At 45.3% G+C, this 18,842-nt stretch carries 16 protein-coding genes and 2 pseudogenes; 13 read left to right on the forward strand and 5 right to left on the reverse strand.

The annotated features are described in order from the left end of the window. Positions 1 to 39 precede the first annotated feature (39 nt). From mnmG to AC3A14_RS09665, 3 genes are all read left to right on the forward strand, one after another. Entirely contained in the window at positions 40 to 1,944 is a 1,905-nt protein-coding gene (mnmG, locus tag AC3A14_RS09655) for a tRNA uridine-5-carboxymethylaminomethyl(34) synthesis enzyme MnmG (protein WP_318733730.1), read from the forward strand. Positions 1,945 to 2,274: 330 nt separating this feature from the next. After that, positions 2,275 to 4,413: a PAS domain S-box protein gene (locus AC3A14_RS09660; protein ID WP_487778987.1), complete on the forward strand. Its 2,139-nt coding sequence runs from the start codon at positions 2,275 to 2,277 to the stop codon at positions 4,411 to 4,413. Positions 4,414 to 4,551: 138 nt separating this feature from the next. Further along, entirely contained in the window at positions 4,552 to 5,481 is a 930-nt protein-coding gene (locus AC3A14_RS09665) for a hypothetical protein (protein WP_318733725.1), read from the forward strand. Between the two features lie 306 nt (positions 5,482 to 5,787). Here AC3A14_RS09665 and gyrA read toward each other — a convergent pair whose 3' ends face one another. After that, positions 5,788 to 8,412 carry a DNA gyrase subunit A gene (gyrA, locus tag AC3A14_RS09670; RefSeq protein WP_318700235.1) on the reverse strand — a complete coding sequence of 875 codons (2,625 nt, stop codon included), beginning with the start codon at positions 8,410 to 8,412 and terminating at the stop codon, positions 5,788 to 5,790. 289 nt (positions 8,413 to 8,701) lie between these two features. On the opposite strand from gyrA, the gene rplU reads away from it, so the two are divergent. Next, positions 8,702 to 9,070 carry a 50S ribosomal protein L21 gene (gene rplU / locus AC3A14_RS09675; protein ID WP_318700236.1) on the forward strand — a complete coding sequence of 123 codons (369 nt, stop codon included), beginning with the start codon at positions 8,702 to 8,704 and terminating at the stop codon, positions 9,068 to 9,070. A gap of 55 nt (positions 9,071 to 9,125) precedes the next feature. Further along, positions 9,126 to 9,392 carry a 50S ribosomal protein L27 gene (rpmA, locus tag AC3A14_RS09680; protein WP_271939661.1) on the forward strand — a complete coding sequence of 89 codons (267 nt, stop codon included), beginning with the start codon at positions 9,126 to 9,128 and terminating at the stop codon, positions 9,390 to 9,392. Positions 9,393 to 9,498: 106 nt separating this feature from the next. Here the strand turns inward: rpmA and AC3A14_RS09685 are convergent. Then, positions 9,499 to 9,780: pseudogene (locus tag AC3A14_RS09685) on the reverse strand (Uma2 family endonuclease); the annotation flags it as partial. A gap of 74 nt (positions 9,781 to 9,854) precedes the next feature. On the opposite strand from AC3A14_RS09685, the gene AC3A14_RS09690 reads away from it, so the two are divergent. After that, positions 9,855 to 10,025 carry a hypothetical protein gene (locus AC3A14_RS09690; protein WP_318700237.1) on the forward strand — a complete coding sequence of 57 codons (171 nt, stop codon included), beginning with the start codon at positions 9,855 to 9,857 and terminating at the stop codon, positions 10,023 to 10,025. 11 nt (positions 10,026 to 10,036) lie between these two features. Continuing rightward, positions 10,037 to 11,593: an apolipoprotein N-acyltransferase gene (lnt, locus tag AC3A14_RS09695; RefSeq protein ID WP_318733723.1), complete on the forward strand. Its 1,557-nt coding sequence runs from the start codon at positions 10,037 to 10,039 to the stop codon at positions 11,591 to 11,593. Positions 11,594 to 11,658: 65 nt separating this feature from the next. Here the strand turns inward: lnt and AC3A14_RS09700 are convergent, their stop codons facing one another. Then, a complete protein-coding gene (locus AC3A14_RS09700) occupies positions 11,659 to 12,291 on the reverse strand; it encodes a DUF938 domain-containing protein (RefSeq protein WP_318700238.1) in 633 nt (210 codons plus the stop codon). Positions 12,292 to 12,372: 81 nt separating this feature from the next. On the opposite strand from AC3A14_RS09700, the gene phnD reads away from it, so the two are divergent. The 5 genes and pseudogenes from phnD to AC3A14_RS09725 all read left to right on the forward strand — a co-directional run bounded on the left by phnD (position 12,373) and on the right by AC3A14_RS09725 (position 16,243). Further along, positions 12,373 to 13,464, forward strand: a complete 1,092-nt coding sequence (gene phnD / locus AC3A14_RS09705) for a phosphate/phosphite/phosphonate ABC transporter substrate-binding protein (RefSeq protein WP_318719502.1) — start codon at positions 12,373 to 12,375, stop codon at positions 13,462 to 13,464. Positions 13,465 to 13,467: 3 nt separating this feature from the next. Continuing rightward, a complete protein-coding gene (locus AC3A14_RS09710; RefSeq protein WP_318700240.1) occupies positions 13,468 to 15,180 on the forward strand; it encodes a c-type heme family protein in 1,713 nt (570 codons plus the stop codon). 71 nt (positions 15,181 to 15,251) lie between these two features. Beyond that, complete coding sequence (locus AC3A14_RS09715; protein ID WP_318733721.1) at positions 15,252 to 15,608, forward strand: slr1659 superfamily regulator; 357 nt, start codon at positions 15,252 to 15,254, stop codon at positions 15,606 to 15,608. A gap of 1 nt (position 15,609) precedes the next feature. Next, positions 15,610 to 15,921: pseudogene (locus tag AC3A14_RS09720) on the forward strand (nucleotidyltransferase family protein). Next, complete coding sequence (locus AC3A14_RS09725; RefSeq protein ID WP_318733715.1) at positions 15,908 to 16,243, forward strand: HepT-like ribonuclease domain-containing protein; 336 nt, start codon at positions 15,908 to 15,910, stop codon at positions 16,241 to 16,243. Before AC3A14_RS09720 ends, AC3A14_RS09725 begins: the two are co-directional and overlap by 14 nt. A 17-nt stretch (positions 16,244 to 16,260) precedes the next feature. On the opposite strand, the gene AC3A14_RS09730 is transcribed toward AC3A14_RS09725, so the two are convergent. Together AC3A14_RS09730 and AC3A14_RS09735 are read right to left on the reverse strand one after the other, a co-directional pair. Beyond that, the gene (locus AC3A14_RS09730) at positions 16,261 to 16,716 is read right to left on the reverse strand and encodes a hypothetical protein (RefSeq protein WP_318733713.1); all 456 of its coding nucleotides are present in this window, start codon (positions 16,714 to 16,716) and stop codon (positions 16,261 to 16,263) included. Continuing rightward, the gene (locus tag AC3A14_RS09735) at positions 16,709 to 18,178 is read right to left on the reverse strand and encodes a site-2 protease family protein (protein WP_318733711.1); all 1,470 of its coding nucleotides are present in this window, start codon (positions 18,176 to 18,178) and stop codon (positions 16,709 to 16,711) included. Before AC3A14_RS09735 ends, AC3A14_RS09730 begins: the two co-directional genes overlap by 8 nt. On the opposite strand from AC3A14_RS09735, the gene AC3A14_RS09740 reads away from it, so the two are divergent. Beyond that, a partial coding sequence (locus tag AC3A14_RS09740; RefSeq protein WP_318736108.1) for an MBL fold metallo-hydrolase occupies positions 18,177 to 18,842 on the forward strand: 666 nt, incomplete at its 3' end. The genes AC3A14_RS09735 and AC3A14_RS09740 overlap by 2 nt on opposite strands.

Raw genomic sequence — 18,842 nt, forward strand, 5'->3', positions numbered from 1 at the left:
GCTACAATAAATCTATGTTTTCCGTTCAACCGCAACGCCATGACTCTCGTAGACTTCCAAGATGAATTTGATATCGTTGTTGTCGGTGCAGGCCATTCCGGGTGTGAAGCAGCCCTCGCCTCGGCCCGCCTTGGATGTCGCACCCTGCTGCTGACGCTGAATTTGGATAAAATTGCCTGGCAACCTTGTAACCCTGCTGTGGGGGGGCCGGCCAAGTCCCAATTGACCCATGAGGTGGATGCGTTGGGGGGAGAAATTGGTAAAATGAGCGATCGCACTTATCTCCAGAAGCGTGTCCTCAATGCCTCGCGGGGCCCCGCAGTTTGGGCACTACGCGCTCAAACCGATAAGCGCGAATACGCTGCGGTAATGAAAAACATCGTCGAAAACCAAGAAAACCTCGTTTTGCGCGAAGGCATGGTTACCGACTTGGTATTAGGCAAAAACGATGAAATTATTGGCGTAGAAACCTACTTTGGAGTCGCCTTCGGATGTCGCGCCGTCATTCTCACCACCGGAACCTTCCTCGGTGGTAAAATCTGGGTCGGTAAAAAATCCATGGATGCCGGACGAGCCGGAGAATTTGCCGCCGTGGGACTCACGGAAACCCTGAACCGCTTGGGGTTTGAAACCGGACGACTGAAAACCGGAACCCCCGCGCGTGTCGATAAACGCTCCGTGGACTACGGCAAAATGGAGCGGCAACCGGGAGAAGATGAAGCCGGTTGGTTTAGTTTTGACCCAGAGGTGTGGATTCCACGGGAACAGATGGACTGTCATATTACCCGCACCACCGCCGAAACCCATCAACTCATTCGCGATAACTTGCACCTTTCCCCCGTGTATGGCGGATGGGTGGATGCCAAAGGACCCCGTTATTGTCCCAGTATTGAAGATAAAATTGTCCGCTTTGCCGACAAGGAGTCCCATCAAATTTTTATTGAACCGGAAGGACGCACGATTCCAGAATTGTATATCCAAGGGTTTTCTACGGGTTTACCGGAAACGTTGCAATTGAGCATGTTGCGCTCTTTACCCGGATTAGAACATTGTGTCATGTTGCGCCCAGCTTATGCAGTTGAGTATGACTATCTACCAGCAACCCAGTGTTATCCCACACTGATGACTAAGAAGGTAGAAGGGTTGTTTTGTGCGGGACAAATTAATGGTACAACCGGTTATGAAGAAGCTGCCGCTCAAGGCTTAGTCGCTGGAGTAAATGCGGTACGTTTGGTACGCGGACAAGAGCCGATTATTTTTGCCCGCGAACAGAGTTATGTCGGTACACTGATTGACGATCTGTGTACGAAAGAGCTGCGCGAACCCTATCGGATGTTAACCTCTCGTTCAGAATATCGTCTAGTGCTGCGCTCTGATAATGCCGATCGCCGGTTAACGTCTTTGGGTCGAGAAATTGGCTTGATTGATGACCGACGCTGGACTCTTTTTACCGAGAAGCAAGAGAAGATTGCTGGGGAAAAAGAACGCCTCTATGAAACCCGTGTAAAAGAACGCGATCCTGTGGGTCAGAAGATTGTAGCCGATACTGAACAAAAGATTAAGGGGTCAATTACCTTGGCCGATCTGTTGCGTCGTCCCCAATTCCATTATGTAGATTTAGAACGCTATGGCTTGGGAAATCCCGAGTTAGTATCTGAAGAAAAACAAGGGGCAGAGATTGAGATTAAGTATTCTGGCTATATCCAACGGCAACAAAATCAAATTGACCAAATCAACCGTCATGCCAATCATAAGCTACCGGAAAATTTAGATTATTTCCAAATTGAAACTTTGTCCATGGAAGCACGGGAAAAATTAGATCGCGTGCGTCCGTTGACCGTGGGTCAAGCCTCTAGAATTGGCGGCGTTAATCCAGCCGATATGAATGCCCTGTTGATTTATTTGGAGGTACAAAACCGAAAACAATTAACCATTAATCATTAATAATTGTTGATTTTTGTTGCGCTTTAGCTGCTAGAGCTTCCATAACACTAAAGCGCAACGACAAACCTAGCTGTCTCATTCCTCAAACTAGCTGTGCCACGCCACGACTATGCATAGCACAGGAATCAAACAGGCTTTAATCTATCCATGCTGACCCAATATTTTCTCAAAGTCTTTGTATCGATAGATACAAAGAAAGAAGGCTGAACCCCGATACATTAAGCTGACGTTATTTTGATAACGTTTTGTAAACAATATTAAGATCATCTTCAGACCTCTACCTTATACTCAAAGTATTCACAAACCCCAAAATCATAAATCAAACCTAATATGTACCTTTTGAAATCTGACAACTCTTATAAAACGCCCTTAAAAGCTCAAGTGACTCCCATGGATACCAATCGAGAAAATACCCTCTTCAATCAAGCCCCTACGGGGATGCTTGAATGGTCTCTAGAGGGAAAAATTCTCAGAATTAATCCTCAGTTTGGTCATTTGATTGGCTATCTTCCTCAAGAGTTGCAAGGTCATTCGTTGATGGAAATTATTCATCCCGATGATATTGAGGGCGATCGCCCCTTTATCAATCAACTTCTAGAGGGCGAGTTGCAAACCTTCATCCAAGAAAAACGCTATCTGCATCAAGATGGCTCCATGACTTGGGTGAACTTAGCAGTTTCCTTGCTGTACACTAGCCCCTCTACTCCTCCGACATTTCTGGGAGTGGTGACGGATACCAGCGAACACCAAGCTGTCTTACGCGATCGCCGCAAGGCGCAACAAGCGCTCAAGGAAAGCGAACGTCGCTTTCGAGCAATATTCAACTCTGCGTTTGGATTTATGACGCTATTATCTCCAGAAGGAGAAATTTTAGAAGCGAATCACACCATCCTAGAGTTTGCAGGAGTTCAACTTTCCGATGTTATCGATCAAGCTATATGGAATGCTCCATGGTGGCCCCAAGATTATGCCAATCAGGAACAACTCAAAGCTAAAATTAAGCAAGCAGCTAAGGGTAAAACCCTGCGCTGTACGGTTGATTTTTTGGGCATAAACCAGCAAAGTATCACGGTAGACTTTTCCCTCAAACCGGTGATGGATTCCTGTGGGAAAGTGGTAATGCTGATTGCGGAAGGACGAGATATTAGCGATCGCCAAGCCTTGCAAAAGGAACTCGTCTGGCGAGATCAACTCTGGAATGCCTTCTTCAAAGCGGCTCCCATTGGCATGGCAATTCTGGACAAAAAAATGAGATTTGTACAAGTTAACGAAACCCTTTCCAGTACCAATGATAGTACGATCGGCGATCATCTGACAAAAACCATTAGCGAAATTAATCCCTATCGAGCTAAAACCCTCGAACCCCATCTGAGGGAAGTCTTAACCAGCGGCAAACCCCTACTCAATGTTGAAGTTTCCCATGAAACACCACGGTTATCCGGTGTTGTGCGTCATTGGTTAGAAAACTACTTTCCCCTCACCACCGAGCAAGGTCAATCTAAAGGTGTGGGTATGATCTGCATTGATATGACGGCTCGCAAACAGGCTGAACATGCCTTGCGCCATTCTGAATCTTTGTTAAAAGAAAAAAATCAACAACTTCAGGAAACGTTATGTGACTTAAAACGAACCCAATCCCATTTAATTCAGGCGGAAAAAATGTCATCCCTAGGACAAATGGTGGCGGGAGTCGCCCATGAAATTAATAATCCGGTGAACTTTATCTATGGGAATTTGTTACATGCCGAAAACTACATGCAGGATTTGGTAGATATTCTACAATTGTATCAAGACCATTATCCCCAACCCCATCCGGCGATCGCCGAAGCCACAGAAGTTAAAGACCTCGATTTTCTCCTCGAAGATTTGCCGGAACTGCTCCATTCCATGACTGTCGGTACGGAGCGGATTAGAGAAATTGTCAAATCTATGCGCACTTTTTCCCGCTTAGATGAATCAGCGGTGAAGTCGGTTGATATTCACGAGGGGATTGATAGCACCTTACTGATTCTACACAATCGGATGAAGGTGAAACCCGATTATCCCGGAATTGAGGTGATTAAAGAGTACGGAGAATTACCGAAAATAGAGTGTTATGCCGGACAACTGAATCAGGTAGTGATGAATATCCTCAGTAATGCCATAGATGCGATCGATGAATCCCTTTGCTCGAAACAAGGGCATTTACAAGAGGCTCGTGAGGGACAAATTCGGATTGCCACCCAATTGCTGGATGCAAACTGGGTAGAAATTCGCATTCAAGATAATGGCATGGGAATTCCAGAACGGGTCAAACAACACTTATTTGACCCATTTTTTACGACGAAGCCAGTAGGGAAAGGCACGGGTTTAGGTTTGTCGATTAGTTACCAAATTGTGGTCAAAAATCATGGAGGTAAAATGGATTGCCATTCAATTCCAGGGGAAGGAACCGAATTTATGATTCACATCCCTTGTCAACAAGGATAGTGCTGGTAATGGCTAATGGGGAATGAGTGATAGAGCAGTGAATGAGCGAGTTAGGACGGTTAGGTTATTGCCTAGCGCTTCGCACTATATTGTTAACACAATGCTAAATTAAGGCATTGGTCTTAATGCAGGGGAGTTATGGCACGGCAACCTTCTAATCATCCACCAGCAGAGAGTCCCTCTTGGGTGAAACAGCAGACGCTGAAGATCTTACGATCGATGATTAACCGTTTACAGGCGATCGCGGATCGCCTAGAAACTCCTCCCCGTTCTGGTCCCCAACGCCCTATTTTTCCCCTGTGGAATCAGCTTTTAAGCCGGGTACGCGGATGGCTACCCACTCCCTGGAATCGGAACATCAATGATTTTGACCTCACTTTAGCTTTGGGTACAATTCTTGCCCTATCTCTGGCAATCTTCGTTTCCCTTCTTCCCAGTCGTCTCCCAGAAGTCGTGCGAGTCCCCGAAATTCCTGAACCAACTGAAACAATTGAATTACCAGAGGCAGAAGTTCCAGAGATAGCACCAGAACCGGAAACAGCTCCAGAGGAGATCTCACCCGAACCTATCCCTGAAGAGATCCCAGAAGAAGAGAGTCCAGAACCGATAGAAGAAGTCACTCAAGAACCGGAACCCCCAGAAATTACAGAAATAGAAGAACCCGTTGAGCAAGAAGAAGAAGAGGAGGAAGAAGAGGAAGACATTAGCGAACCCATTCCCGTCGAAATTGCGCCACCGCCCCCTCCCGTTCTCACTCCCGAACAACGGTTAATTGTCACTATTCAAGAGCAAGTCAATCGCTTAACTGAAAAATATGAAGAGGGCTTAATTGATTCCCTGCAAGCTAATTTCTTAAATAGCCTCTTAGTGCTAAAAGTCGATCGGCGCTGGTATGATTTACCCCTAGAGCAACAAAAACGGCTGGCTAACGATATGTTGCGGCGATCGCGAAAACTCGATTTTAGCCGTTTAGAAATCGTCGATCTTGACGGTCATTTATTAGCCCGTAACTCTGTTGTGGGAACCCAAATGGTGATTCTTAAAGCCCAAGACTTTAGTGGAACTTAAAGCCCCAGTAACAATTTAGCCGTAATCAGCCAAGAAATCCGGCTTTTTATCACAGAAACCAAGCCTTTTTGGAAATAGTTTTCTCCATCATCAGTAACTGACGCTATGGTATACATATAGCGCTTTGCCCTAGGGAATAGGCTTTTGGTACATAGCTTGGAGGATTCAACACTGTTCCTCATTATAACTCATTCTGATACCGAACATAAATGGTATGAATGAATTTAACTCCAGAAACCGGGTTTCTTGTTTCTCCTTTCGTTTGTATCCGAAACTTTAGTAGAAACCCGGTTTCTTTGCATCCCATTATTCCGGTAAGGGTTGGGGAGTGTCAGTTTCAGTGGTTAACTCTACCTCTGGCTCCCCGTCGGTTGTTTCTTCCCCTTGGGTGGGAACTAGGGCAACTGCTGCAATGGTATCGTCCTTATCTAGCCGTTGCACTAATACCCCAGTTGCACCACGGGATTGTACGGAAATGGCGTTGGTAGATTGGCGAATAATAATGCCACGGGAAGTGACCATCATTAACTCATCGTCAGGGTGAACGATTCGGAGAGCCGCTAACTCATCGTTAGCTTTATGGGATTTAAACTTAGTGGCAATGATTCCTTTTCCAGAGCGGTTTTGTAGTCGGAACTGGTTGACAGGAACTCGCTTGCCATAACCTCTAGTAGTGACGACTAATACCCAGGGGCCGAGGGTGGATGTGGTCTCAATATCTTCGGTTTCTGGCGTATCATTAACCTCTTCTTCTTCGTCTTCCGCCCGATCGACCATTAGCTCACTGAGAACGTTACCTGGAAGGATATCCATGCTGATCAAACTATCGCCGTCAACCAGTTTCATTGCTCTTACCCCGCGTGCGCTTCGACCTAGGGGACGGACTTGATCGGTATTGGTTCTAAAATGAATGGCTTTCCCTTGGGAGGAAGCAATAATAATGCTGTCTTCTTCTGTCGCTCTTCTCACCCAACGCAACTGATCGCCTTCCGCCAGAGAAATGGCAATTAATCCATTGGTGCGAATGTTGCTGAAGGCATCGAGGGCTGTGCGTTTAATGTAGCCGTTCTGGGTGAGCATGACCAAGTATTCATGGTCGCTAAATTCGGAGACGGGGATAATGGAGGTAATCTTTTCATCCATGGGAATGGGCAACATTTGCACCATGGGTGTACCCTTGGCGTTCCGCGAGCTACTGGGGATTTGATAGGCGAGGAGGCGATAGACGACACCGCGATCGCTGAAAAACAGCAGACTATCATGATCGCAACAGGTCAAGAAATGGTCAATCCCATCATCATCTTTCATTTTCGCCCCCGACTTACCGCGTGTTGCCCGACTTTGGGCATCAAAGGTATCGACAGGCATCCGTTTAATATAGCCCTGTTCGGTGATTAAGATCACGGCTTTTTCATTGGCGATCAAGTCCATATCGACGAGATCCCCTTCCGCTTTTTCGATCTCGGTGCGTCGAGGGGTGGCAAATTTTTGCTTAAGTTCTGCACATTCTGCCTTAATCATCTCTAGGATGCGATTCCGGTTGGCGAGAATGTCTTTTAAGTCGGCAATGCGAAGTTGTAGTTGTTCGTGTTCTTGACGGATTTTTTCGGCTTCTAGGGCAGTCAGTCGGCGCAGTTGCATTTGCAGAATGGCATCGGCTTGCAGTTCGGAGAGGGAATAGCGATCGATCAATTCTGTTTTAGCGGTGGGAGTATCGGCAGCGTGGCGAATGAGTTCGATAATTTGATCCAGGTATTGCATGGCAATCAGCAAGCCTTGCAACAGGTGGTCTCGCTCTTCGGCTTTGCGGAGTTCGTATTGGGTGCGCCGAGTGATGGTTTCGACGCGGAATTCTAGGAAGACGCTGAGGAATTGTTTAATCGAGAGCAGTTGGGGGTCATTGTTGACGAGTGCCAACATATTGGCCCCAAAGTTGGTTTGCAGGGGAGTTTGTTTGTAGAGGTTGTTGAGAACAACCCTGGGATAGGCATCGCGCCGCAGTTCGACGACGATCCGCATTCCGTCGCGATCGCTCTCATCCCTAATATCAGCAATACCTTCAATTCGTTTATCATTCACCAGTTCGGCGATCCGCTCGATCAGGGCAGCCTTATTCACTTGATAAGGAAGTTGGGTAACAATAATCGCATCTCGCGAGGGTCGTCCCCGGTGTTCAATGGTTTCAATGTCAGCTATGCCCCGCATGGTAATCGAGCCACGCCCCAGGGTATAAGCTTCTTGGATGCCGGAGGTTCCCAGAATTTTGCCGCCTGTGGGGAAATCGGGCCCGGGAATATACTGCATGAGTGCAGTATCGGTTAAATCTGGATTGTCAATCAGGGCGACTAAGCCATCAATCAGTTCTCCCAGGTTATGGGGGGGAATATTCGTTGCCATCCCAACAGCAATACCCGCCGAACCATTAAGGAGTAGTTGGGGAACCCGTGCCGGGAGAACGATGGGTTCTTGTTGCGATCCATCGAAGTTATCGATAAAGTCTACCGTTTCGGCTTCGATATCTTGTAGCATGGCTTCGGTAGAGATCGCTTGCAAGCGACATTCGGTGTACCGCATGGCTGCTGGGGGGTCATTGTCTACGGAGCCGAAGTTCCCATGACCATTAATGAGGGGCGATCGCATAGAAAAGTCTTGAGCCATCCGCACCAGAGCATCATAAACGGCTGTATCACCGTGGGGATGGTATTTACCGAGGACTTCCCCGACGACACGGGCACATTTCCGGAAGGGGCGATCGGGAGTTAATCCCAACTCGTGCATGGCGTATAAAATGCGGCGGTGAACCGGTTTGAGTCCATCCCTGGCATCGGGAAGCGCTCGACCTACAATCACGCTCATGGCGTATTCTAGGTATGACCGGGACATCTCATTTCTTAAGTCCGTGGGCACAATCCGATCTAGGGGGGTACTCATACGGGGCAAAGCTCCATGCAGAAAAACAATTCAGAAACCACAACACCTGGTATTCCCCCCCAAGTATGGGGTTTGAGCCTACCAAGTTATGAGTGTTTACTTATCAAATTTTAACATATTTTCAGATTCAAGCCGTACTCTAGGAAGACGACTAAAATTGACAAAACAGAAATTAAAGTGTAATAATAGTGGATTGTCTGCTTAATCCCTGCTCGGATCGGGTACAAGCATCCCCAAATGCTGGTAAACATCAGCTACCTGTACGGCAACCCCAAGGAACCAATATCCTATGAGTTACGCAATTATTGAAACGGGTGGTAAACAACTGAGAGTTGAACCCGGTCGCTTTTATGACATTGAACTGCTGGCAGTGGAACCAGAACAAACGGTTGCCATTGACCAAGTATTGTATATTCAGCATGGCGATGATATGCATGTGGGACAACCCCTGGTCAGTGGCGCGACGGTGGAAGGAACGGTAATGCGTCATTTTCGCGATCGCAAGGTTTTAGTCTATAAAATGAAACCGAAAAAGAAAACGCGCAAAAAACGCGGACATCGCCAAGAACGCACCCGGTTGATGATTAATTCCATTAACGTCAATGGAGAAGTGTTAGCCTCAACTCCAGCCCCTGCTGAAGCCTCTGACGAAGCTTAATTGCAGTAAAGTTTGTACACTAGATATACACGAAGTAATCGATCTCAAAACTCCTATGGCACATAAGAAAGGAACCGGAAGTACACGTAACGGACGCGACTCGAACGCCCAGCGCTTGGGTGTAAAACGTTATGGTGGAGAAAATGTTCTCGCGGGCAATATTCTCGTCCGTCAAAGAGGAACGACCTTCCATGCTGGTAAAAATGTCGGTGTGGGGCGCGATTACACTCTGTTTTCACTAATTGATGGTATTGTTACGTTTGAGCGTAATGGTAGATATCGTAAAAAAGTGAGTGTTTATCCCGCTGAAGCGACTTCGTAAATAACCCACGGTGAATCATTCACCTGTTGAATAAACTTCACGTAAAGGTTGAGTTGGTGTTGAGCATAACTCAACCTTTATTGTTTTCTGATCTTTATCGCGATCGCCAACCCAATCTGGCTCCATTGTCCATATACTCTTGCATTTTCTCTCGCAGAGATTTCACCGTATCCAAGTGCGACCTTAATTCCACCACAAAATCAGGACAAATATTAGCAAATATTCTCTTTTGTTCTTCATTCAATGCATCCCAACGCTCTTGACTTACCCAAGACGCATCAGGAGAGAGATTGGCACTATTGGGTAAAATAAATCCAGTAGAAGAGTCAAAGACTTTCCCTAGTTCGCCTGCATTGCACCACCATACATAAAACTCTCCAGAAATACTGCTCTAATCTTTTCCCGAACTCACTTGCTATAGAATGAGGATAGCTCTTTCCTCAGTGCCCTCACCCCTCCATCATGGTTTCAGTTCACCCCCAAATTGAGTATCCAGAAAGTGACGGTTTATCCTTGGCTGATAGCACGATCCAATTTCGCAATATTACGACCATCCAAGGCTGTTTGGATGTTCTGCGCAACCAAAGCACTTTATCTTTATCCGTAGATACTGTGCAGGATTATCTCGATTAATTGCCCTCGCTATGTCCTCAATTGAATCGAAACAACATTTTGGTATTAATGAGAGATTAGGCAGTTTGGTGCTCTCCCTCTTTGGAGGATTGTTCATGGGAATAACGACTGCTCCAATTAACGCTTGGCCTTTAGCTTGGATTGCTCTCATCCCCCTCTGGATCTTGGTTCGGCGCTCAGATTCCTGGAAACAAACCCTTAGCTATGCTCTGGTTTGGGGAATTGGATTTCATGGGGTAGCCCTATTTTGGATTACGGGAATTCACCCCATGATGTGGTTAGGGGTTCCCTGGTTAGCGAGTTTGGCGATCGCCCTCAGTGTCTGGATCTTTATTACCCTCTGGGGAAGCGCTCTAGTGGCCCTGTGGGCAATACTATTTGCCCATTTTACCCCTGAAAAAAGTAGCGCGTATACGGTTTTATTCGGAACGACTTTGTGGTGTCTCCTAGAAGGGATTTGGAGCCATTCTAACCTTTGGTGGAGTTCCCTCTCCTATACTCAAAGTCCATTTAACTTAGCTATTTTGCACCTAGGGCAACTATCCGGGCCAAATACTATTACAGCCGCTTTAGTCGCTTTCAATGGCTTAGTTGCAGAGTTTATTCTCAGTAGAATATATCATAAAAACCAGAAAGAATCAACCCAAATTTGGGCATTGATCCTGCTTTTTGCGACCCATGCAACCGGCTATTTTCTCTCTCAGAAATCCTTAGCCACACAACCCGGAGAAACCTTCAAAGTTGGCATTATCCAAGGCAATATTCCCAATGAAATCAAACTCTATTCCCAGGGATGGCAAAACGCCATAGCTGGCTATACCCAAGGATACGAAACATTAGCTGCCCAAGGGGTTGATATTGTTCTCACGCCTGAAACTGCCTTACCCTTTCTGTGGACGAATCAGAACCGGGGCTATCCCCCTTTAATCAAAGCCATCCAGAACTGGGGAACTCCGGTGTGGGTGGGTGCATTTGGGCAAAATGGCGATCGCCTCACCAACAGTCTCTTTACCCTAGATGAAAACGGTGAAATCATCAGTCAATATGATAAAATGAAACTCGTTCCTTTAGGTGAATATATCCCCTTTGAAGCAGTTATTGGCCGACTGATTAATCGCCTCTCCCCTCTGGAAGCCACCTTAGTAAAAGGTTCCCCCAATCAAGTAGTGCAAACCCCAGTAGGACAAGCCATTGTTGGCATTTGTTATGATTCAGCATTTTCCCAGGTTTTCCGTCGCCAAGCAGCACAAGGAGGAGAATTTATCATTACTGCGTCTAACGATGCCCATTATACGTCCGCCATGCAATGGCAACATCACGCCCAAGACGTTCTGCGAGCCATAGAGAGCGATCGCACCACCATTCGTGCCACCAATACCGGCTATTCTGCCCTTGTCGAACATAATGGTAAAACTCGCTGGGTTTCTAATCGCAACACCTATGAAATTCACGCCAATACCATTGAGCGTAGAACCACCAAAACCCTATACATCCAATGGGGAGATTGGATCGCCCCCCTGCTCGGTTTTTTAACCCTAGCCAGTAGTGTCGCGACTGCGCTAAAATAGCCCCTTACAAACGAGGGGGACGAGGAAGAGATAGATGAAAGACATAAGTGTAGAACGCGTTTTCCCTATTGCCTATCCCCTCTTCCCTTCTCAAAGATTACCGAGAGATTATTCGCTGGCATTTCTATTGTTTCTAGATGGCGCAAATCATGAGCTTGGGCAACCTCAATCACATCCTCTAAATTACGCACGCCCCACACTGGATTAGAGGAGCGCAAAGAGCGATCGAAAGTAGCATTGCTTGGAGCCGTATGTTCTCCCTTTTGTTTATAAGGGCCATAGAAATATAAAATCCCTCCAGAAGGTAAAACGTGTTGAGCGCCTGTCATCAACCCTAAGCACACTTCCCAGGGAGAAACATGAATCATATTAATACAAACTATAGCCGTAATTTCCGCTTCATAGCCGTTTAAAGCCCAAGGTGGGTTTTGGGCATCTAAACGAATTGGAGGATACAAAAAATCACAAGGATGTACCTTCTGCCAAGCCTTAATGCTCTCTAGTAACTGTGGATTAAATTCCGAAGGCAACCAAGATCGCGGTTGTAAATGAGAGGAAAAAAACACCGCATGTTCACCCGTTCCACTTGCCACTTCTAAAACAGTTGCCCTAGGGGGTAAGACTCGCTTTAAAACCTCTAAGATCGGTTCTCGGTTCCGTTGAGTTGCCGGGGCATGTTGTCGTAAATCAGCAGTCATACATTGAAGATAGAATTAAATTTGGGTAATCTTCATTTTAAGAGTAATCGAGTCATCTTGACAATCTGTTTTGCCTATGCCATGGTGTACAGAATATTATTATCGGGCAAGTATTCTTATGATTTCCTTAAAAAAAAATCAGTTTTTTCCTTGATTTTAATCTCCCTGATTTCTACCCCTCTTTTAATGAGTTGTGATTTAGCTTCTAACTCGGAAATAATTGCCACAGAGAAAGAAAAATCGAGCAATGAACAAGCCGAGAGCTGTGCCCCAGAAATAACTGAATTAACGTTCGGAATTTTAGCGGCTGAATCAGAAGAGACTTTAGATGCATTTTGGACTCCTTTGTTAGAGAAAATGGGAGAGGCGATCGCTAGGCCAGTTCTGCCCTTCTACGGAGACTATGGTAGCCTTATTACTAGCATGGGAGAAAAAAACATTCAAATCGCCTGGTATGGAGGGAAATCCTATATCGAAGCCGCAGAAAAATCCCAAGCCGAAGCTTTTGCTCAAACCGTAAGCAGTCAAGGCTATTTAGGGTATTATGCCCATTTGATGATGCATAAGGATCATCCTTTGCTAGCGCAAATCGATCTAGAACAGGGGGATGGGAATAACGTGGTTTTCCAAAATGCCGAGGATCTGACCTTTGCCTTTAATGACAGCCAATCTACATCGGGTTTCCTCGTTCCGACTTACTATTTATTTATTCAAAATAATCTCGAACCTCAAGCGATATTCAAATCGGTATCATTTTTAGGCTCCCATGAAAATACAGCTTTAGCAGTTGCTAATCAAGAAGTCGATGTGGCGACGAATAATAGTGAAGCGCTACAGCGCTTAAAACAATCTAATCCAGAAGCGTATGAAAACATTCGCGTGATTTGGACTTCTCCCGTGATTCCTGGAGATCCCTTAGCCTATCGTCAAGATTTACCCGATTGTCTGAAAACAGCAATTCAAAACTTTTTCTATCGATTTACTGACCGAGAAATCTTAGAACCTTTAGTTTGGTCTGGATTTGATCCAGCGAGCGATCGCACCTGGAATGTCATTCGAGAACTGGAAGTTGCTAAACAAATCCAACGTCTTAAACAAGATGATACCCTGAGCGAAGCTGAAAAAACGACTAAACTAGAAGCATTACAGCAACAGCTTAAAGAATTTCAGTAAGCAATGTCTATCCGTTTTAAATTCATTCTGGTTACCCTAGTGTGTTTGGTGGTCGTCATGGCTACTGGCGCTTGGTATATTAACCAACTTCAAGCTCAGGTTTTGGAAAAAGAAGCTCAAAATCGCACTGAATTAGTGCTACATTTCACCCAAGCGACCCAAGACTATATGACTTATTCCCTGCGACCTGCTGTAGAGCAAATCACAGACCATGTACCCATTGAAGTCTTATCTGCCAATTTTGCTACCCGTGAAGTCGTCGAAGAGTTTAACTTAGCTCTGCCGGAATACATTTACAAAGCCGCTACCATTAATCCCACCAATCCTATTGATACAGCAAATGAATTTGAAGTGAGTATTATTGAAAAATTCCGTCAAAATTCTACACTAGACAAATTGACCGGTTACACAACGTTAGATCAGGAAGAACGCTTCTATTCAGCCAGTCCCGTCCAGGTTTTCGCCAGTTGTCTGCGATGTCATGGAGACCCAAAAGTTGCGCCTAAAAGCATGATTCAACGATATGGTTCTATCAATGGCTTTGGATGGCAAGTGGGCGATATTGTGGGGGCATTAATGATTTATGTTCCCATTGCTGATTTACGGGCTAATTTTGCATCTACGTTACACGATCTATGGATTGCTTTTGGAATCTTAACTTTCGTGGCTACTCTGGTGATTTATTTTGGGTTTGGTCAATTGGTTGCCTATCGTTTAATCCGCATTTGTGGAGTCATGAGTGAAACGGCAGCTAACCCCACCTCTAAGTTAACCCTTCATGACCGCAGTACAGATGAAATTGGTCTGATGGCGCGGTCATTTAACCGAATGGCTGAATCTCTCTATCTTCTCTATACCCAACTTGAAGATCGGGTACGAGAACGAACCGCCCAGTTAACGCAAGCCAATGCCAAAATTAAAACCCTTAATAAGAAGTTACGGGTTGAAAACACTCGCATGAGTTCAGAGTTAGAAATCCTCCAACAGATGCAATCCATGATTTTACCTAAGCCAGTCGAGTTAGAGCAAATCCAAGATTTAGATATCTCTGGATTTATGCAGCCTGCTGAAGAAATTGGAGGAGATTATTATGATGTTTTAGAAACGGATGGAGTTGTGACTATTGGTATTGGAGATGTCACAGGTCATGGTTTGGAAAGTGGAATTTTAATGGTGATGACGCAGACGGCTATTCGGACTCTGAAAGAAAGTCAGCAAGAGGATACTGTAAAGTTTTTTGATATCCTGAATCGCACCCTCTACCGCAATGTACAGAGAATGGAAGCAGATCGGGATTTAACCTTATCGATTTTGAATTACGATCGAGGAAATCTGCAAATTATAGGGCAACATGAGGATGTGATTGTTGTTCGAGAAAATGGAGAGATTGAGCAGGTGAGTACGATGGATTTAGGAATTCCCATTGCTTTTGATGAGGAAATTATTCCGTTTTTAGATCGGGTGTCTGTAGAGTTAAATCCTGGAGATGGTATTGTTCTTTATACTGATGGGATTACGGAAACTGAAAACGATCGGCAACAGGCCTATGGAATAGATAAGTTATGCGATGTGATTCGTCAGCACTGGGATCTAAGCGTTGAAGAGATTAAACAAGCGATATTGAATGATTTTTATGGATTTATTGGGGAACAAAGTCTGGTGGATGATATTACGGTTTTGGTCATTAAGAGAAAAGTAACTTCTAATTCCTTGTAGTTAATGATTAGTTTTTTTGTGCTATAATTAAGGATTAGAGGAAATTCTGATATCATACTGAAAGGGGAACAATGACGATTACAGAACTACGAGAGGATGATTACTGTATTCAATATGATTCCTCGTTAACTACGGTGTTCTTTGAGGGAAAATTAAGCCTGAGAGATCCTTCGGAGTACAGTCATATCAGTGATTTCCTAGAAGATATTGTTCATTCTAAAGCAGGAGATTTAACGTTAGATTTTCAGAACCTGGAATTTCTGAATAGTTCGGGGATTCGAGTTCTGTCTAAATTTGTTGCTAATCTCCGAAAAAATGCGATAGATATTCAGCTTACGGTGTTAGGGTCAAAAGAGTTTACCTGGCAAAGCAAATCTCTACGGAACTTGCAGAAGTTTATGCCCAGTTTAGTTTTGAATATTCAATAATATGGTAACCCAAAAATTCCCCCTTGAGATTTCTGAGGAGCAGATGGCCCAGTTTTGTCAACGCCATCACATTCAGAAACTATCTTTGTTTGGTTCGGTATTGAGAGATGACTTTACCCCAGAGAGTGATGTAGATTTTTAAGTTGCTTTTGAACCGGATCGTATTCCCGGTTTGATTCGTTTGGCGGGAATGGAAATTGAGTTATCTAACTTAATTGGACGGAAAGCCGATTTACGCACAGCAGGCGATTTAAGTCGTTATTTTCGGGAAGAAGTTATAGCTGAAGCGGTCGTACAATATGTCAAACCATGATGATGAAACTCGGCTATGCCATATGTTAGATGCGGCCAAAGAAGCCTGTGGCTTTACTCAAGGCAAAACGAGAGCGTCTTTAGATAGCGATAGAATGCTGACGTTATCCTTAATTAAGCTGATTGAGATTATTGGCGAAGCAGCATCTAGAGTTTCAAAGGAAAAGCCAGCTGAGTTATCTGAGTTGCCTTGGAGTCAAATCATTAGCATGAGAAACAGATTGATTCATGCTTATTTTGATATCGATCTAGATATTCTTTGGCAAACTGTGTATGAAGATTTAAACCCACTGATTACAGAATTAGAAAAAGAGATTGATTAATTTGTGACTATTACCTATTACCGATTTTTCAATTGATTTAATCGCTCGATCGCGTCTCCCAAGGCAGAAGTTAAATTCTGGCGAGTTTGGGTATGTTGCTCCTTTTCAGTTTGCAGAGCTTGGGATAGGCTGTTGACCGTTTGTAAGAGTCGATCGCGCTCTTGTACGATCTCTACTAACTTAGCCTTGATCTCCTCCACAGACTCAAGCTTCTCTACCTCCTCTTCCACGGGGGTAACTTCCCCCGATAACTGGGGTTGGGGTTGCTGCAAACTCTGCAACTGACCTTTAAGCCGTTTGATTTTTTGCCCAGCTAGTTTGGTATCATTTCGGCGTTGTTGAGCCTCCGTTTCATACAAGCGCTGCCAATTGGCAGCACTCGCATAGGCCCGATCGCACTCTTGTTGCAAATTCATCATTTGCTCTTGCAATTGACGAATTTGCTCTAACCACTGTCGGATATCATCAGCCATAGAACCATTCAATTAACGTGGGGGGAGCTGGTAACACAATCATCACTAAAATCACCAAAGCCAATAATCCCAAGAAATCCCGCCCATTATCCAATTCTGTCACATCATTTAACGCCGGTTCATCGGCGATCGGCATTAACAATAAAAAGATTGCCCACCAGAGGAATTCCTGATGCAAAAATGCCAAAATCAGCACCAATAACCGAGAGATCTGACCAATAGCGACGGCTGTTCGTTGACCAAACATGGCATGAACCACATGGCCACCATCCAACTGACCCACGGGAACTAAATTCAAGGCTGTAATCACCAAACCTAAAAAGCCAGCCACAGCTACTGGATGCAAATTCACCGCCATATCGGTCGTTAACTGATTTCCCAGGGCAATTTTACTGAGGATAGCTAACAGCACCGTCGCTTTAGGATTAAGAGAATCAAAATTAAACATGCTGGTATTTTCCGAGGCAGAAATCACATCGGACTGGGACAACCCCCACATAAAAATAGGAATCGTGACCATCAAACCCGCCAAGGGACCAGCAATTCCCACATCGAACAGAGCCTTACGATGGGGTATGGGGGAGCGAATTTGGATAAAGGCTCCAAAGGTTCCTAGGAAAAAAGGAATGGGGATAAAATAGGGCAGAGTTGCCTTAATTTTGTATCGACGAGCCATGAGATAATGGCCCAACTCATGGATACCCAAAATGGTCATGAGGGCGATCGCATAAGGCAAACCAGGAGCCAAAAGACTGGGATTTTCCAGCAATAAATTGGGATTCTCTTCGACTTCTGGGGACACGAGATCGGAAAAAGCCAGAGTTCCCATGAGTGTGGTGGTTAAGATGGTTAGAGCCAACAATCCTAAAGCCATCATCGGTCGAGTCAGACGAGGTTGGGGAGATTTCGCCTGAAACTGGGGATTGGGAATTAAGACAAAAAACGGCTTATCTTCAAACCCTTCTTGAAACACAATCAAAAAGCGATCGCCAAAGTGAGCCTCGATTTTCTCCCGTACTGTCTTATAGGCTACGTCTGAAGAGGTACGCAACTGACCGCGACAAACCACCACCTGGCCCTTACACTCTGTCTCATGGAGGGCATAGGCAGACCACGGAAAACACTGTTCCAATTGGCGCTGCTCTTCCACAGTCAAGGTAGGGGGAGGGGCAATCCTAGACTCCTGTTCTGACTCGGCAGTATCCCGCTTCGGTGGCGAAGACCGGCCGACCTGAATCAGATACAAATACAACAGAGAAGAAAAAACAAACAAGGCAATCATCACCCCCAAAGGCGGCGGTTGATCTTCCCCTTGAACCCATATCCACACTGTCCAGGCCAAAGCCGGAGTCATCATCACCAACCACAAGATCCACACCGGAGTGCTTGTGCTGCTGGCCACACCACGCTGCACAATAAAATAAGTGATCAGTCCAAGCAACAATAGAAATAACAAAGTCATGGCATCTTTAAATTATGCAAATCCCAAGGAGCAGAGCCAGCATCCAAAACAACCTAGAGTTATTTTAGAAAACCGATTTGCCTTTCCCCCTAATCGAGAGACCTTGGGCGCAACCTCCTATTTTATTGTAGGTAACTCAGTGAATATCCTCATTGACTGTCCCGCTTGGAATCAGACAAACCAAGACTTCTTACAAAACCAAGGAGGAGTAAAGTTCCTGTTTTTGACCCATCGGGGAGCGATCGCCAAAGTTCGTGAAATTCAACAAACGTTTAACTGTGAAGTTATCATCCAAGAACAGGAGGCTTATCTTTTACCCAATTTGAGTGTAACCCCATTCCAGCACGAATTAACGTTTTCTGACGAACAAATCCAAGCCTTATGGACTCCGGGCTATTCTCCCGGATCGTCGTGTCTCTACGATCCGGCTCTAGGGGGAATCTTATTTACCGGTCGCCATCTACTCCCCAATGCACAAGGCTATCCCACCCCCCTACGCACGAGCAAAACCTTTCACTGGAAGCGACAATTAGCCAGCGTCGAACGGTTGTTAGATCTATTCAAAGATAAACCCCTAGAATATATCTGTCCCGGAGCGAATACCGGCTTACTGCGCGGTCAAGGAGTCATTCGAGGATGGGGAGATGGGGGGATGGGGAGATGG

It is taken from the genome of Roseofilum sp. (genome assembly GCF_982964205.1).

What these genes read in the sequence shown, in the direction of transcription:
- rplU (WP_318700236.1), top strand. Translation starts at nt 8,702, where the DNA reads ATGAGTTACGCAATTATTGAAACGGGTGGTAAACAACTGAGAGTTGAA.
- AC3A14_RS09730 (WP_318733713.1), bottom strand. Translation starts at nt 16,716, where the DNA reads ATGGCTGATGATATCCGACAGTGGTTAGAGCAAATTCGTCAATTGCAA.
- AC3A14_RS09690 (WP_318700237.1), top strand. Translation starts at nt 9,855, where the DNA reads ATGGTTTCAGTTCACCCCCAAATTGAGTATCCAGAAAGTGACGGTTTA.
- AC3A14_RS09710 (WP_318700240.1), top strand. Translation starts at nt 13,468, where the DNA reads ATGTCTATCCGTTTTAAATTCATTCTGGTTACCCTAGTGTGTTTGGTG.
- rpmA (WP_271939661.1), top strand. Translation starts at nt 9,126, where the DNA reads ATGGCACATAAGAAAGGAACCGGAAGTACACGTAACGGACGCGACTCG.
- phnD (WP_318719502.1), top strand. Translation starts at nt 12,373, where the DNA reads ATGGTGTACAGAATATTATTATCGGGCAAGTATTCTTATGATTTCCTT.
- AC3A14_RS09725 (WP_318733715.1), top strand. Translation starts at nt 15,908, where the DNA reads ATGTCAAACCATGATGATGAAACTCGGCTATGCCATATGTTAGATGCG.
- mnmG (WP_318733730.1), top strand. Translation starts at nt 40, where the DNA reads ATGACTCTCGTAGACTTCCAAGATGAATTTGATATCGTTGTTGTCGGT.
- AC3A14_RS09715 (WP_318733721.1), top strand. Translation starts at nt 15,252, where the DNA reads ATGACGATTACAGAACTACGAGAGGATGATTACTGTATTCAATATGAT.
- AC3A14_RS09735 (WP_318733711.1), bottom strand. Translation starts at nt 18,178, where the DNA reads ATGACTTTGTTATTTCTATTGTTGCTTGGACTGATCACTTATTTTATT.
- AC3A14_RS09660 (WP_487778987.1), top strand. Translation starts at nt 2,275, where the DNA reads ATGTACCTTTTGAAATCTGACAACTCTTATAAAACGCCCTTAAAAGCT.
- AC3A14_RS09665 (WP_318733725.1), top strand. Translation starts at nt 4,552, where the DNA reads ATGGCACGGCAACCTTCTAATCATCCACCAGCAGAGAGTCCCTCTTGG.
- gyrA (WP_318700235.1), bottom strand. Translation starts at nt 8,412, where the DNA reads ATGAGTACCCCCCTAGATCGGATTGTGCCCACGGACTTAAGAAATGAG.
- AC3A14_RS09700 (WP_318700238.1), bottom strand. Translation starts at nt 12,291, where the DNA reads ATGACTGCTGATTTACGACAACATGCCCCGGCAACTCAACGGAACCGA.
- lnt (WP_318733723.1), top strand. Translation starts at nt 10,037, where the DNA reads ATGTCCTCAATTGAATCGAAACAACATTTTGGTATTAATGAGAGATTA.